The sequence below is a fragment of the Tunturiibacter psychrotolerans genome (assembly GCF_051013365.1).
GTDB lineage: Bacteria > Acidobacteriota > Terriglobia > Terriglobales > Acidobacteriaceae > Edaphobacter > Edaphobacter psychrotolerans_A.
The window spans coordinates 1,442,112-1,458,829 of record NZ_CP132941.1 but is presented as its reverse complement, the minus strand read 5'-3'; the positions used below and the strand labels follow the sequence as shown (position 1 = coordinate 1,458,829).

Genomic DNA, 16,718 nt, shown 5'->3' with positions numbered 1-16,718 from the left:
CAGGTTTGTTGTGAATTTGAATGCCCATCAACTTCGAGTCCAAAGCACAATTACAACTTTCATTCCTCTTTATCCGGAAGCCGTTAAAATAGTTTAGAACTGTTGGCCTTTCTTCCATCCAATAACCCCGCTCATTCGGTGAGCAAATTCGGGAGCAGCATTTGTCCGTTCGCCTATCCATTCTCAAAACCTGCGTCTTTGCCGTTCTCCTCGCTCTCTTGGTCCAGAGCGTTCAAGCCGAATCTCCCCAAAGCTCAGAAGGCGACAAAGTCGTAAAAATCGCCGCTCCCCCGAACTCACCCAAGCAACAGAAAAAACACTACGTCGTTCTGGTCTCGCTCGACGGTTTCCGCTACGACTATCCACAAAAGTTCGGCGCCCCACATATCGCCGAACTGGCGCGCACCGGGGCAACCGCACCAGAGGGCATGCTACCGTCCTACCCCTCCATCACCTTTCCGAACCACTTCACCCTCGTCACCGGTCTCTACCCCGAGCACCACGGAATCGTAGGCAATGTGTTTTACGATCCCGTTCGTGGCGAGACATATTCCTACCGAGACCCGAAGAACACCACCGACGGAAGCTGGTACAACGGCACTCCTCTATGGTCACTCGCCGAACAGCAGGGAATGCGCGCCGCATCCTTCTTCTGGCCGGGCTCCGAAGCAAAAATCGCCGGCGAACGGCCCGACGAATATCTTCACTTCGACGACGCCTTCGACGACCAGAAGCGTATCGATCAGGTAATCGCCTGGCTCAAACTCCCCCCATCGGAACGTCCGCACTTCATCACCCTCTACTACAGCAACACCGACCACGCTGGGCACCTATATGGCCCCGACTCCCCTCAAGAGCAGGAGCAGGTCCATCATGTCGATCAACTCATGGGCGACCTAAAAGCCAAACTCGACGCCACGCATCTCCCTATCGATCTCATCATCCTCGCCGACCACGGCATGATAAAGACAGATGGCGACTGGATCACTCTTGACCAATACGCCGATCTATCCCACTTCAAATCCGAAGGCACTCTCCTCTATCCGGAGACCGAAGCGGATGCACAGAAAGCATACGAGAGCTTCCGCGCACATCCAGACCCGCGTTTCACAGCCTATCGCCGAGCCGAAGTCCCAGCCTATCTCCACTTCAACGAAAACCCACGCGAAGGTGATCCAGTCATTGTGCCCAACGGCCCCTACAACATTCGCATCCACGACAGTGCCCGCAAGCCACCGACAGGCGAACACGGCTACGACGTAACCCGCATGCCCGAGATGAAGGCGATCTTCGTCGCAAATGGCCCCGACATCCGCTCAGGAGCGAAACTCGCAAGTTTCCAAAACGTCGATGTCTACGATTTCATCGCAAAGCTGCTCGGACTCAAGCCCGCGGCAAACGACGGGGAGTGGAAGCCGTTGCGCCGCGCCCTAAAATAACCTTCAAGATTTTCGTCGCCGAATGGAACGTTCCGCCAAAACAAATGCACCTCCTCCTCCGACACCGCGGCATGTGCTAATTTGGAAATGAAACATCCTGGGTGCCCGCGAGGGCATAAAAGGGAAGCCGGTGTAAGTCCGGCATGGTCCCGCCACTGTAATCAGGAAAAGACTCTTCACTAGCCACTCGATTTTTATCGGGGAAGGCGAAGAGTCAGGAGCCGCTCAACAGCAGCTTCGCCTGTAAATCAGGAGACCTACCCAGGAGAAGTCGTGATTTTACCCCGCGTGGAAACGGGGGCGATCGCTCACTCATCCTGAGCTTAGCCTGATTACCACGCCATCTGTTGAGGCGTAAATGCTGCAATTGAAATCAAGCTCTCCCGTCCTCAAAACGTTTCAGTATCTCTTGGCGTTCGCATTCCTCTTCACGATCACATCTCTCCTGCATGCAGCAACCGGCGGCAGCATCTCCGGCGCAATCACAGACCGAAGCGGCGCTATTGTCATCGGAGCAACCCTCAAGCTGGTCAACACCGCCCAGCATACGACCTACAGCGCAGTCTCCGACAAACAAGGCTTCTACACCTTCCCCAATCTTCCCGTAGGCCACTACGACCTGGACATCACCGCGGCAGGCTTTAACACGCAGCGAAAGATCGACCTGGCCATAGACGCCGACTCCGCTCTGCGCATCAACGCCTCCCTCGAAATCGGTACCCGCTCCGACGTCGTAACCGTCACCAGCGAGGCCGCCGTTCAAGTCGAAACCACCGCAACTCACCTCGGCGAAGTAGTCTCCTACGACCAGATGACCGCGATCCCCCTGAACGGTCGCAGCTACACCGATCTGCTCGCCATCCAACCCGGCGTTGCTCCCGTCTCCACCCTCCTGCCCAACTCCGTCATCATGGCCGGAGTCACCGGCAGCATCGATCCCTCAGGCGACGAAAATCCCGGCAACCTCTCCATCAACGGCCAACGCGAATCCTCCAACGGATTCATGGTCAACGGAATCAATGTGGTGGAGCCCATGAACGGGGGCACCGCCGTCATCCCCAACCTCGACTCCATCGAAGAGTTCCGCGTCCTCACCACCAACTTCGATCCCGAATACGGCAACTACAACGGCGGCATCATCACCGTCGTCAGCAAATCCGGAACCAACCACCTTCACGGCAAAGCCTTCGAGTTCTTCCGCAACACCAACCTCGACGCGAAGGGATTCTTCGATCAAACCCGCGCCGCCTACAAACAAAATCAATTCGGCGGAGCCATCGGCGGCCCCATCAAGCACGACAAGATCTTCTTCTTCACCGACTATCAGGGCACCCGGACCACACAAGGCGTCTCCACCGGAAACATCTCCGTCCCTTCGCTCGCCCAACGCACCGGCAGCTTCGACGACCTCACCGGCTTCGTCAGTGGCCCCTATCTCGCATCCCTGCTGAGCCAGCAACTAGGCCGCCCTGTTACCGCGGGCGAACCCTACACCAGCGTCTTTCCTGACGGCAACATCCCTCAGACCGCATGGTCCGCTCCCGCAAAAAGTCTCCTCCAGTACATCCCTTCGCCGAATGTAGGAAACAATCAGTTCTCCTCCTCCGCCTTCTCGCAAACAGTTAGAGACGACAAGGGCTCAGTACGCATCGACGGCAACAGCCGCTTCGGCCAGCTCTCCGCCTACTACTTTATCGACGACTACAACCTCGATAACCCCTACCCCGGCTCAGTCGCCGGCGCAAGCATCCCCGGCTTCGACGCCCTCTTCATCGGCAGAGCGCAACTCTTCTCCGTTAGCGATACAAAAGTCATCGGCGCAAACACAGTCAACGAACTCCACATCGGCTACCTCCGCAACGCCAACGTCATCGGCCAGCCAAAAGGCGGCCTCGGCGTCAGCCTCGCATCTCAGGGGTTCACAGACCCCGCCAACGGAGGCATCTTCGTTCAGGCCCCGCAGTTTGAAGGTGTCGAGAACATCACCTTCCCAACCTTCGTCATGGGCGTCCCCATCACCAACGAAACCCAGGTCAATAACACCTACTATCTCAGCGACGGCCTCTCGCGCTCCGTCGGCGCGCACACTCTCAAACTCGGCGTTCAATTTCACATCGATCAGGTCAACGAGCATCCCAACGCAACCTTCAACGGTACCTTCAACAACAACGGCACCGAAACCGGAGACCCCTACGCCGACTTCCTCCTTGGTACGCCCAGCAACTTCACTCAATCCTCCGGCCAACCCTTCTACCTGCGCAACCACTATCTAGGCCTCTACGTGCAAGACAGCTGGCGCGTCCGCCCCGATCTCACTATCAACGCAGGCTTCCGCTGGGACGTCATCGCCCCCTGGTCGGAAAAATACAATCAACTCCAAACCTACATTCCCGGAGCACAATCAACCCTCTACCCCGGAGCTCCCGAAGGCTTCGTCGTAGCCGGGGACCCCGGAATCCCAAGCACCATCGCCCCCACCAGCTACAAAAACTTCGCCCCGCGCATCGGCTTCGCCTACTCTCCAAAGATCGACCATGGCTTTTGGAGCAAAGTCTTCGGCGCAAACGGCCAATCAAGCATCCGCGCCAGCTACGGCCTCTTCTACACCGCCTTCCCCGGCCTCACCGCGGGAATCATGTACGCCGTACCGCCCTTCGGCTTCAACTACCTCAGCCCCGGCCCACCATTACTCGCAACTCCCTTCGTCACCGCCGCCACCGGAGTCAATAACGGCCAGCGCTTTCCCTTCCCATTCCCCTCGCACTCAGTCTCCCGCACCAACCCCGACACCTCAGTCAACTGGGCCAACTTCACTCCCATCGCCGCCGATCCATTCTTCTACTACCGCAACCGCGCTCCCTATACCAGCAACTACATGTTCTCCCTCCAGCGCCAGCTCACCGGGCACACCTTGCTCACCGTAAGCTACGTCGGCAATCAGGGCCACCGCATCCTCACCCTCATCTCCGCCAACCCCGGAGACCCCGCACTCTGCCTCAGCCTCCCCGGCTGCGGCCCCTTCGGCGAAGACTCCACCTACACCAACAGCGCTGGTGAAACAGTGCAGGGAACTCGCGTAGGTCAGGGCCCCAACTACGGCGAAAACACCGCTGACAAATCCGCCGCCAGCTCCAACTACAACGCCCTTGAAACCACCCTCCGCTACCAGCACCACGGCTCGCAGTTCCTCTTCAGCTACACCTACGCCAAATCCATCGACCAGGGTTCAAGCCTCGGCGAACAACTCAACCCCATCGACCCCCGCCAAAGCCGCACCATCTCCGCCTGGGACCTCAAGCACAACTTCGTAGCCAGCTACTCCTGGGCACTCCCTGTCGCCACTCTCTTCCACAAGAGCAACCGCCTCACCGAAGAGTGGAGCCTCTCCGGCACCACCCGCTTCGCCTCTGGCTTCCCCGTCACGCTATTCGACAACTCCGACAACTCCCTCCTCGGTACTCTAGGCAACGGCGCCAACAACTATCTCCTCGACACCCCGCAATACCTCCCCGGCAATCTAAAGATCAACACCAACGGCCGCAACGGAAGACCAGCCTTCAACACCGCTCTCTTCCCTGAAGAAAACCTAGGCCAGCTGGGCGATGCAAAACGCCGCATCTTCTACGGCCCCGGCATCAACAACTTCGACATGGCCGTCCAGAAAGGTCTCCGCTTCGCAGAATCAAAATCCCTCGACTTCCGCCTCGAGTCCTTCAACACCTTCAACCACACTCAGTTCTACGGTCCCGCCGCCGTCGACGGGCAAGTCGAAGACACGGAGAACTTCGGAAAGATCGTCAGCGCCGCAGCCCCACGTCTCGTCCAGCTAGCAGCCAAGTTCTCCTTCTAGCGCAGAGCCGCTCGTCTCCAGCAGGTAAACTGTTCGCACTGCCGCACCAGTCGAACACCCTGCACCAGGAGACAAGCAGTTCATGCAGAACAGAAAGTGTCTCAAGCCCCTAGCCACACTCTTCGCAGTCCTGCTATCAACCGCCCTCCTTCACGCAGCAGAAACCGCCGAATCCGCCCGCTGGAAACAGGAAGCTGCAAACGTCACCATCACCCGCGACGACTGGGGCATCGCCCACATTCACGGCAAGACCGACGCCGATGCCGTCTTCGGCATGGAGTACGCCCAGGCCGAAGACGACTTCAATCGCATCGAGACCAACTACATCAACGCCACGGGCCGACTCGCCGAAGCCGAAGGTGAATCCCGCATCTATCAAGATCTGCGCATGAAGCTCTTCATCAACCCCATCGAGCTGAAGAAACAGTACGCGGCCAGCCCCGCCTGGCTAAAAACTCTCATGAGCGCCTTCGCCGACGGCCTCAACTTTTACCTTTACAAACACCCCGACGTAAAGCCTCGAGTCATCCAGCACTTCGAGCCGTGGATGGCTCTCTCCTTCACCGAAGGCAGCATCGGCGGCGACATCGAACGAATAGACCTCCTCCAGCTCCAATCCTTTTATTCGCATCCCGCTGCCATCCACGCCTCCACCCGCACAACCACTCACGAAGAGCTAGCTTACATCCACGACAGCGATCCCCCCGAGCCCACCGGCTCCAACGGCATGGCCATATCGCCCTCCAACACACGCGACCACCACGCCCTCCTCCTCATCAATCCCCACACCTCCTTCTTCTTCCGCTCCGAACTCCAGATGTCCAGCGACCAGGGCCTCGATGCCTACGGAGCCGTCACCTGGGGCCAGTTCTTCATCTATCAAGGCTTCAACGAGCGAGCAGGCTGGATGCACACCTCCAGCGGAGTCGACGCCGTCGACGAGTATCTTGAAACCGTCCAGAAGAAAGACAATCGCCTCTTCTACAAATACGGCAACGACCTCCGTCCCCTCACCACAGAGCAGATCACCATCCCCTACAAAACCGACCACGGCATAGCCGAAAAGAAGTTCACCATCTACCGCACCCATCACGGCCCCATCATCCGTGAAGCCGATGGCAAATGGATCAGCATCCGCCTCATGCAGGAACCCATCAAGGCGCTCACACAGTCCTACATCCGCACCAAGGCAAAAGACTACAAATCCTTCCGCCAAACTCTCGAGCTCAAAGCAAACTCCTCCAACAACACCATCTTCGCCGACGCCGACGGCGACATCGCCTACTTTCACGGCAACTTCATCCCCCGCCGCGACACCGCCTTCGACTTCACCAAACCCGTAGACGGCAGCAACCCCGCCACCGACTGGAAGGGCCTCCTCGCCGTCGACGAACTACCCCAACTCCTCAACCCAAAGAGCGGCTGGCTCTACAACAGCAACAACTGGCCCTGGTCCGGCGCCGGCATCAGCAGCCTCCGCCAAGTCGACTATCCCGTCTACGTCGAAACCGGCACCGAAACCGCCCGCGGCCAGCACGCCATCCGCGTGCTGCAAGATAAAAAAGACTTCACCCTCGACTCCCTCATCGCCGCCGCCTACGACAGCTATCTCCCCTGGTTCGACCAAACCCTCCCCGTACTCCTCAGGGCCTACGACGTGCTCCCATCCTCCGACCCCCTCAAAACCAAACTCGCCGATCCCATCCAACAGCTCCGCACGTGGAACCATCGCTGGGCCATCGACTCCGTCCCAACCTCCCTCGCCATATTCTGGGGCGAAGACATTCGCCGCAGCACCACATTAGAAGCCAAAAAGGAAGGCCTCCGCGCCGAGGACTACATCGCCACGAAAGCCTCCTCCACACAGCTTCTGCAATCCCTCTCCGCCGCCGCCGACAAACTGGCCAACGACTTCGGCACTTGGAACACTCCATGGGGCAACGTCAACCGCTTCCAGCGCCTCACGGGCGATATCGTCCAACCCTTTAACGACGCCGCCCCCAGCATCCCAGTAGGCTTTACGTCCTCCTTCTGGGGCTCACTCGCCTCCTTCGGAGCCCACCCCTACCCCGGAACGAAGAAGTGGTACGGCACCAGCGGCAACAGCTTCGTTGCCGTCGTCGAGTTCGGCGACAAAGTTCACGCCAAGGCTGTCACCGCAGGCGGTGAAAGCGGCAATCCCTCCTCTCCTCACTTCAATGACCAGGCGAAACGCTACAGCACAGGCGACCTCCGCGATGTCTACTTCTATCCCTCCGATCTCAAAGGACACATCGAGCGCCAGTACCATCCCGGAGATCAAAGCTCCCATTGATCTCCGAGCTGTGCCCGTAAGCCCCAACCATACGGCCTCGGGTTCTGAGTCGTGTAGAATCCTCGAGACCACCACCATCATGATTAAGCTGGCTAAAATCCCAAATCTTACTGAGCTTACCTACCGGAGCATTAAGCAGAGTGTGCTGAATGGGACGTTAGGGGAACTATCCCGGCTCACCGAAGAATCCCTCGCCACCCAACTCGGAATCAGCAAATCTCCCGTACGCGAAGCACTCAATCGATTAGAAGCGGAAGGCCTCGTCCGGATCGAAGCGCGGCGCGGTGCCTACGTTCGTCAGTTCTCCGCGAAAGAGATCAAAGACCTCTACGAGCTCCGCGAAGTTCTCGAGACGCACGCCATCGACGCTGCCCACATCACGCCGAAGTTGCTCAGCGATCTGTCAGCCAGCATCAACCGCACCAAAAAGTTTCTCAAGAATGGCAACAAGCTCGAGCACATCGAAGAGGACATGCGGTTTCACAACCTGATCACCGCGGCCACCGGCAACCAGGAACTCTGCCGCGTCCTCGACAACGTCCAGCAAAAAGCCCTTCTCTGCCGTTCCAAGTCCTACGAGCTTTCGGCCTCAACGGCTCCCGTCGCTCACACGAAGATCTATCAGGCTCTCAAAAAGGACTCCAAGCGCGAGGCACGCCTAGCGATGCGCGACCACATCGTCTTCGTTCGCGAACGCTTACTGGCTACCTTTAAAACATCGAGTTGAGTTTCTAACAAGACCCACAGCACACCACACGACCACTTCGAGGAGGCGCACTCCTCTGAAGATCGATGTGGTGTCCCGCTGTAGCAGAAACCCGCGATGTCGTCGGAACAGAACGGCCTGAAGAATTCAGGCAATCTGTTGCGTCGTGCTTTCTAAGTGGTTGATTCGAAAACCACGCCGCGTGAATCCTCACCATCCATCAGCGTTTTTAGGAAACGCCACGAAGCCGAGCATGCGGTCAGTACCTCCTCAATCCCAACTTTTTGCTTGCATGTTAGTACAGTTGTCTATACCATTTTGCCTTCAAGCGAAATCATCATTTTCCGAACGTCTAAATCGGTATCGAAAGTTTTCTGCTCGCGGTTTTTCGCAGGATTTCGCGACAACCGCAATGTCCGAGGGAATGGTCATCAAATAAGACGCAAAGGATTGAAGTCACTGCGCAACGACACACTGCAGTGCTACTCAACCTCAGGCGCAAACACCCACATAAATCTGAGCGACAGTCGAGGTCGCTTGAAAGAAAAATGAAATTGGAGGCCACCAATGAAAACACGCATCGCTTTATGCAGTTTCTTCATGTTCCTGATCTGTACCTTTGCCCATGGGCAGGACATCAGCGCTAAGATCACAGGAACCGTTACCGACGCCTCAGGCGCTGTCGTCGCAGGCGCGCAGGTCACAGCCCGCGAGATATCCAGAGGCACCACCTATGACACCCGAACCAGTGCCTCCGGCTCCTACTATCTTTCGCCCCTCCCTGTAGGTCAGTACACGCTCAAGATCACAGCTCAGGGATTCTCTTCGGCAGAGCGTCCAGCGATCACGCTCGACCAGGCGCAGACCGCCCGTATCGACATCGCCTTGACCGTTGGACAAGCCTCGCAGACCATCGAAGTCACAGGCGCGCCGCCTCTCCTGCAAACCGATGACAGCTATCTCGGCACCGTTCTCGATGCTCGCGCCAACGTCACCCTCCCGCTCGCGACACGCAACTACAACCAGCTCACCCTGCTCTCGCCCGGCGCCGTTACCTTGAACCCCAGCTCCTTTACCGGTCCGCAGGCCAGCTTCCAGGTCGGTCGCCCCTACATCAACGGCAACCGCGAGCAGACCAACAACTACATCCTCGATGGCATGGATAACAACCAGATCGACAACAACGACGTAGCCTTCGCCCCCAGCGTCGACGCCATCCAGGAGTTCAACCTCATCTCCCAGAACGCACCATCCTCCTACGGCAACTACCTCGGCGGCATCGTCAGCGTTACCATCAAATCCGGAACCAACCAGTTCCATGGCGACGCCTTCGAATTCATCCGCAACGACGTATTCAACGCCAACACCTGGGCCAACGGCCTCCTCAAGACCGCCACCACCAGCGCAGCTCCCACACCGAAGCTTCGCTGGAACGAGTTCGGCGGCTCCATCGGTGGTCCCATTGTTAAGGACAAGCTCTTTTTCTTTGCCGACTACCAAGGCTCCCGCTTCGACCAGCCCGCAACTTCGGCACTATTTACCGTTCTCACAACGGCCGAGCGGAAGGGCGACTTCTCCGCTCTCTGCACAGCTGGCTTCAATGCTCAGGGAGTCTGCAACAACCTCGCGCAGCAGCTCTACGATCCCCACTCCGCGACAACAGATCCCACCAAGCGCTTGCCCTTCCTGAACAACCAGATCACAAGCAACATCAGCGCCGCTGCTTCTAATATCCTCAACTCGCCGCTCTATCCCCAACCCATCAACTCCCTCCTCACGAACAATCAGATCAACCTCACCCACAGCTCGACCAATTCGGACCAGGGCGACCTCAAGATCGACTGGGTAGCCACCCAGAAAGATCACATCTACGGCCGCTACTCCCAGCAGAACATCACCAATCCCACCACCAACAGCCTCCCGCTGCAGGGCAACTCGCTCAGCACCTATCCGCTCTATAACGGTGTCATCGACTACTCCCACACCTTCAACGCAACGCTCCTTAATAACCTGCGCTTCGGCGGAAGCTACTTCCCCGTCACCTTCAGCAACACCAACCCCACAGGTCAGAATCTTCCTGCAACCTTCGGCATCGCCGGAGCTGCACCAGGACAGACCTTCCTGCCCCAGATGCTCTTCGCCGGAGCCTTCAACGCCTCCGACTTCGGCAACGATAACCTCGTCCAGCAGTTCCACGACACCGTCGTCCAGGTCGAAGACACCGTTACCGTCATCCACGGCAAGCACACCTTCAACCTCGGCTTCGAGTTCTTCCGCTACATCACCAACATCCTCTACGTCGGCAACTCCGGTCTCGCCGGCCAGATCACCTTCAACGGTTCTTTCACCGGCAACCCCGGCGTCGTGGTCCAGGGCGCAAATGGTACCACCACCCCCAGCGGCTTCGCCGAAGCTGACTTCCTCCTCGGCCTGCCCCAAAACGTGGCCGTCGGAACAGGCACCGGTCACAGCCTGCGTAACAACCTCTACTCCGGATTCGCTCAAGACGACTGGCATGCTCTCCCCAACCTCACCCTCAACCTCGGTCTCCGCTACGAGGTCATCAATCCTCGCGCCGACGCCCACGACGAGGCAGTCAACTACGGCCTCTTCACTGGCGACGTACAAATCGCCGGCATGAACGGCAACTCCTCCGCGCTCTATAACCAGTACAACGGCCCCACCAACTTCCAGCCTCGCGTCGGCTTCTCCTGGCAGCCCAATGGCGACAAAGCCATGGTCGTCCGCGGAGCCTACGGCATCTCGAACTTCAGCGAAACCACCGGCACCGGCAACCTGCTCTTCCAGAACCCGCCCTTCGCCGTCCAGCCCAACGTAACCTACGCCGGCGGCACCTTACCGCTCCCGGGTTCCACACTCGATAACGGCTTCTCCACCCTGTCCGCCCCCGGCTGTACCGCGGCCTTGGCCATCGCACAGTCACCCCTCTGCTTCGCCAACGCTGGCATCCACGCCTTCGACCCCAACAACACCCGCCCTGCCGTCTCCCAGCAGTACAACCTCACCATTCAGCGGCAGATCGGCAACTCCTCTACCTTCTCCATCGGCTACGTTGGCCAGAAGACCGATCACCTTATGGCCATCTCGCTCATCAACCAGAAGGTCCTCGAGGCCAACGGCAACATCGCACCGAGCCCTTACCTCAATCCCACCCTCCAGTCCCTCGTCGGTCAGGCGCGTCTCACCTCGTCCGTCGGTTACTCCAACTACAACGCTCTCCAGACCAGCTTCCAGCAGCGCCTCAGCCACGGTCTCGAGTTCCAGGCCAACTACACCTTCGCCAAGTGTCTCGGCAACACCTCCGGCTTCTTCGCCCAGTACGGAGACTCCAACGCCTCCTTTACCCAGGCCGGCAACAACCACTTCTTCTTCCAGAACACCTACAACCCCGCAGCCGACTACGGACGTTGCGACCAGAACGTCACCAACTCCTTCAACGGCTTCGTCACCTATGACCTGCCCTTCGGCCGCGGACGGCAGTTCGGCTCCAACATCCCCCGTGCTGCGGATCTCGTCATCGGCGGCTGGCAGGCGAACACCATCCTCCAGTTCCACGATGGCTTCCCCTTCACCGCACAGGCGACCGACAACTCCGGCACCACCTCCGGCTTCGCTCGTGCCGACTGCAACGGTCAACCCAGGAACACGCCATACCAGCGGTCTACTCTCGCTGGCAACCCCGGCTACACCTGGTTCGATCCCAGCTCCGTCTCCCAACCCACCAGCGGCTTCGGCAACTGTTCGGTTGGCAGCTTCACCGGACCCGGTCTCCAGGCCGTCGACTTCAGCGTCTCCAAGAGCTTCCACATCGTTGAAAGCCAGAGCCTGCAGTTCCGCGCCGAAGCCATCAACGCTCTCAACCACCCCATCCTGAACGCTCCTAACTCCTCCATCGGGCCCACCTTTGGTCTCGTCAACGCTTCACAGGGAGAACGTAATCTTCAATTCGCATTGAAGTACATGTTCTAACCCTCACCGAAACGTTTCCCTTGGGGGAGAGCGCATCAACACCTTGCGCTCTCCTCTCCTTTATTTAAAGGAGTAACCAGTCTGAGTCCCAAAAAGGGTCTCTTTCAATCGTCTGACCAATCCCCAAACCCGCCTTTGGCTTTCCTCAATACTCCCCGAATTGAGCCCCAAACGGCACAATCCACTCCTCGCTCCCATTGAGAGTCCCCTGGAAAATATCAAACTGGTACGACCAACACTGCAGGACTGTCTCCACAGAGTCTTCGGAGTCACCCCCGCGCCAAAAACTTTCTTGACAAGCAATAGTTCAATCCAGCAGAATCCTCAGCCGGGGAAGACTAGCATCATTTCCTCTACTCAAACGTTTGAAGTAAATGCACCACGAGCTTCACTTGCATCAAAATAGGACGATTTTTCCATAAAACAGCAAAATGCATTTCCTAGTTTGTTGAGCAGAATTCAACGAAACTCTGCCAGCCAAGCACTGCAACGAGAAATCGACTTAAACGATTTACAAACCAAGCACCGAAGGGCAGGACACTATGATCTACGATTCGAAATCCCAGATGAACCGCATAGGCCAGTGCGGACGCAGAAGATCTCGGGGATGGAGTAAGCCGGCTTATCTCTTGGCACTCCTTGTCCTCTTTACCTCAGCAGCCATCGCGCAGCTGACCACCGCCGACATCCTCGGCACTGTTACCGACGCCACCGGCGCCGTCGTTCCCAACGCCACCGTCGTCCTCACCAACAACGGCACAAACGAGAAGCGCACTACGGTCTCCAACGCATCCGGCGACTACAGCTTCAACCTCCTGCCCGTCGGACACTACTCCGTCTCGGTCAAAGCCGCCGGATTCCAGGCTTCTATCACCAGAGACCTCGACGTACTCGCTGGTGACCGCGCCCGCAACGACGTTCACCTGCTCACAGGTTCACAGGACACCGTTGTCGAAGTCACCGCCAGCACCCCACTCCTTCAGGCTGATAACGCCACGGTGAGCTCGACTGTGACGGCAAAGGCTGTGCAGGATCTGCCCCTCAATGGTCGTAACTTTGTCCAGCTCGTGGCACTGACTCCGGGTGCGAACCCTGGTGCAGGTAACTCACTCTCGAGCGGCGGCCGACCAGATGATCGCCGTACTAACGCCGCTGGCCTCTCGGTCAACGGACAAGACGAAGTCCTCAACAACTGGATCGTAGATGGCGTTGACGACAACGAACGCATCATCGGCACCATCGGCGTGAAACCAAACGTCGAAGGCATTCAGGAAATCACCGTCGAAACCAACAGCTACGCCCCCGAAGCTGGACGCACCGCAGGCGGCGTCATCAACATCGTCACCAAGTCCGGTACGAACAGATTCCACGGGTCGGCTTACGAGTACTTCCGCAACGACATCTTCGACGGTCGTAACTTCTTCCAGACCACCGGTCCCAAACCCGAACTCCGCCAGAACCAGTACGGCGCCAGCATCAACGGTCCTATCATCAAGGACCGCACCTTCTTCACCTTCGACTACGAAGGCTTTAGGCAGGTTCGCGGCACCACCGATACTGGCACCGTTCCTACCCAGCAGGAATACAACGATGTCAACGGTGTCAACGGAGGTTCGCTCGCTGACCTCTTCTCGAGAACAAACAACGGAACGGTGGCAGCTGGTGGCGTGTCCGCCGTCAATCCCATCCTGCTCAACTATCTAAGGCTCTATCCTGCGCCCACCAATCCTGGTGCGGCACCCGGCGCGGCAAACTTTACCATCAGCCCGAACATCACCCAGACCTCCAACACCTACGATGCCCGCGTAGATCACAAGCTCAACGACAAGAATCAGATCTTCGGCCGTTTTACCTACAACAGTGTCGACACCTTCAACCCGCCCGCATTCGGAACAGTAAACGGAGTACAGATCAGCGGTGGCCGGTACAACTTCGACGGTCCCGCAACTAACATCGCTCAGCAGTACCTGATCGGCTATACCCACATCTTCACCCCTGCGCTCCTCATGGACCTCCGCGCTGGGTTTACCCGCATCAACAACCTGTCTCTCCCGCTCAACTATGGCATCGGAATCGACCAGAAGATTGGCTTTCCTGCCAGCATGACCAGCTTCAGCCCGTTCGCAGACTCCCTCACACCGGTCTCCATCGGACCCTTTGGCGACATCGGCGACGGTGCGTACGTTCCACTGCAGGACATCGACAACACCTTCCAGTACAGCGGCAACGTCAGCTGGACAAAGGGCGGACACAACTTCAAGTTCGGTGCCGTCTTGATTCGCCGTCAGGCGCGCAACGTTCAGAGCGCCTCAGCAGTCGGAGCCTACAGCTTCAATCTGCCGAGCGACACCATCAACAGCAGCGGTCAGGGGCAGACTCAGGACAACCAGATTGCCTCTGCTCTCCTCGGAGCCTTCAACAACCAGCAGCGCAACTTCAACCTCTCTCCTCCTGACTACCGCAGCTGGGAGCCAGGCTTCTTTGCGCAGGATAGCTGGAAGCTGAACCCGAGAGTAACGGTCATCTACGGGGTACGTTACGACGTCTACACTCCGTTCACTGAAGCACATGACCACATCTCCAACTATGACTTCCTCGAAGCGATCTCCAATCCGGCTGCAGCCACCTCCAGCGCATTGAAGATTGCAGGCGTCAACGGTGTCAGCTCTACCGCAGGCATCCCAACTCAATACAACAACGTTGCCCCTCGTGTCGGTTTCTCCTACTCACCACAGCCAGGAACCGTCCTCCGTGGCGGCTACGGGCTTAGCTACTTCCCCGGCAACTACACCTCGAACGGCGATCTTAAGAACGCTCCGTTTACCTCGGTGTATAACCCCGCCTGCCAGGCCGATATCGCTGTTCAACTCGAAGCCTCTCAGGGTGCGACTGCCGGTCAGAATCCATCCTGCTCCAGCGTCGGACAGCCTGGGTCGATCTCGGGCTCGGTAGCTATCCCCCCACCTGCGCCTCCTACTGCAGGCCAACTTGCTAACCTCGCGACACTTCCCGGACTTGGGTTCGTTGCCGAAGCTCCTCACTTCAAGAACGCTCTCATCCAGCAGTTCAATCTGCAGATCGAGCAGCAAATTGGAGCCAACGTCTTCACCATCGGCTACGTCGGCAACCTCGGACAGCATCTGCCAGAGTCCATCAACAACATCAACCAGCCTCATCCATTCAACCCGTTGCAGCCCCTCGGAAGCCCCACCAACCCCACTGGTGCAGCACGTCCGCTCGATGCAGCCTTTATCAACGCTTACAATGCGGTCAATCCGTTGAACCCGACGACAAGCTCGAATCTGGGCGGTATCAGCTACCTGGATAGCGGCGGCATCTCCAACTACAACGGTCTGCAGACCTCCTTCCAGCGCCGCTTTACCAAGGGCCTAGCTTTTGATGCGAACTACACCTGGGCAAAGGCGTTGACCGACATCAGCAGCTACTCTCAGCAGGGCGACCAAGGCTGGAGCAACGCGGATCCGTTCAATATCCGGGCAACCGAATATGGCAAAGCCGATACGAATATCCAGAACCGCTTCGCTCTATCCCTCAACTACGAACTGCAGTACGGAAAGAACTTCACCGGTGCTAAGAAAGTGTTGCTCTCTGGCTGGCAGGGAAACATCATCTCTGTCTGGCAGAGCGGTAAGGTCTTCTCGATCGTCGAAAGCGGCTCCAACGCCGACAACCCGATCGACTGCGACTATACGGGAGTTTGCAAAGCGCGCGGATTCAGCAACCGTGCCGTGCCGCAAAACTCCGGTGGCTCAGACCGTCCTGACACCATCTCAGATCCGCGCTCAATTGGTAACAAGAACAACGCGCATTACTTCAATACGGCGGCCTTTGCTCCTCAAGCACTGGGGACCATCGGCAACACCCAACGCAACTCCTTGTTCGGACCTCACTTCCGTGATGTGGATCTCTCTGTCTTCAAGAACTTCCCCATCGCTGAAAAAGCTACCATTCAATTCCGTGTGGAGTCGTTCAACATCTCTAACACCCCTAACTTCTTCATCGCCAACAACAACAGCAGCAATCAGCAGTTCGGAAACTCGAACTTCGGCACAATCACACAAACCGACCCGGGTTACAACCCTCGCGAATACCAGTTTGTTCTCAAGGTGCTGTTCTAACTAACACGCCTCTCAACCCTACCCGTCGGCGAAGAGAAACCCTCTTCGCCGACGGGTAACTTTTGCCCCCACTCTCAATCTGCAAAAGAAATTACTTAAACCGATCTAAAAATAAACCTCAAAAACGTGTCACATTTTTCGAACCCAAAAAACTCGTATCCAAAACACCACGTTCACCACGCATCCCACCACAACTTCACCACCAAAACACCACATCTCTGACCAGGTTTTCCCCGAAACCCCCTTCAAATTCCGAGTCTTCTCCATCCCTTATTTTTTT

Annotated in this window: 6 protein-coding genes and 1 riboswitch; all 6 genes read left to right on the top strand. The window is 57.5% G+C overall.

The features are described 5' to 3' along the window. Positions 1-161 precede the first annotated feature (161 nt). The 6 genes from RBB76_RS05925 to RBB76_RS05900 all read left to right on the top strand — a co-directional run bounded on the left by RBB76_RS05925 (position 162) and on the right by RBB76_RS05900 (position 16,438). Positions 162-1,439 carry an ectonucleotide pyrophosphatase/phosphodiesterase gene (locus tag RBB76_RS05925; protein WP_429628327.1) on the top strand — a complete coding sequence of 426 codons (1,278 nt, stop codon included), beginning with the start codon at positions 162-164 and terminating at the stop codon, positions 1,437-1,439. Between the two features lie 82 nt (positions 1,440-1,521). Further along, positions 1,522-1,718: riboswitch (cobalamin riboswitch) on the top strand. A gap of 79 nt (positions 1,719-1,797) precedes the next feature. Beyond that, on the top strand, positions 1,798-5,289 hold the full coding sequence (locus RBB76_RS05920; protein ID WP_429628329.1) for a carboxypeptidase regulatory-like domain-containing protein: 3,492 nt from the start codon (positions 1,798-1,800) through the stop codon (positions 5,287-5,289). An 82-nt stretch (positions 5,290-5,371) separates the two neighbouring features. Continuing rightward, on the top strand, positions 5,372-7,603 hold the full coding sequence (locus RBB76_RS05915; RefSeq protein ID WP_429628330.1) for an acylase: 2,232 nt from the start codon (positions 5,372-5,374) through the stop codon (positions 7,601-7,603). A 79-nt stretch (positions 7,604-7,682) separates the two neighbouring features. Then, entirely contained in the window at positions 7,683-8,330 is a 648-nt protein-coding gene (locus tag RBB76_RS05910) for a GntR family transcriptional regulator (RefSeq protein ID WP_429628331.1), read from the top strand. Positions 8,331-8,876: 546 nt separating this feature from the next. Continuing rightward, entirely contained in the window at positions 8,877-12,299 is a 3,423-nt protein-coding gene (locus RBB76_RS05905; RefSeq protein ID WP_429628332.1) for a carboxypeptidase regulatory-like domain-containing protein, read from the top strand. A 629-nt stretch (positions 12,300-12,928) separates the two neighbouring features. Next, positions 12,929-16,438 carry a TonB-dependent receptor domain-containing protein gene (locus tag RBB76_RS05900; protein WP_429628333.1) on the top strand — a complete coding sequence of 1,170 codons (3,510 nt, stop codon included), beginning with the start codon at positions 12,929-12,931 and terminating at the stop codon, positions 16,436-16,438. Positions 16,439-16,718: the final 280 nt, after the last annotated feature.

What these genes read in the sequence shown, in the direction of transcription:
- RBB76_RS05920 (WP_429628329.1), top strand. Translation starts at nt 1,798, where the DNA reads ATGCTGCAATTGAAATCAAGCTCTCCCGTCCTCAAAACGTTTCAGTAT.
- RBB76_RS05915 (WP_429628330.1), top strand. Translation starts at nt 5,372, where the DNA reads ATGCAGAACAGAAAGTGTCTCAAGCCCCTAGCCACACTCTTCGCAGTC.
- RBB76_RS05910 (WP_429628331.1), top strand. Translation starts at nt 7,683, where the DNA reads ATGATTAAGCTGGCTAAAATCCCAAATCTTACTGAGCTTACCTACCGG.
- RBB76_RS05905 (WP_429628332.1), top strand. Translation starts at nt 8,877, where the DNA reads ATGAAAACACGCATCGCTTTATGCAGTTTCTTCATGTTCCTGATCTGT.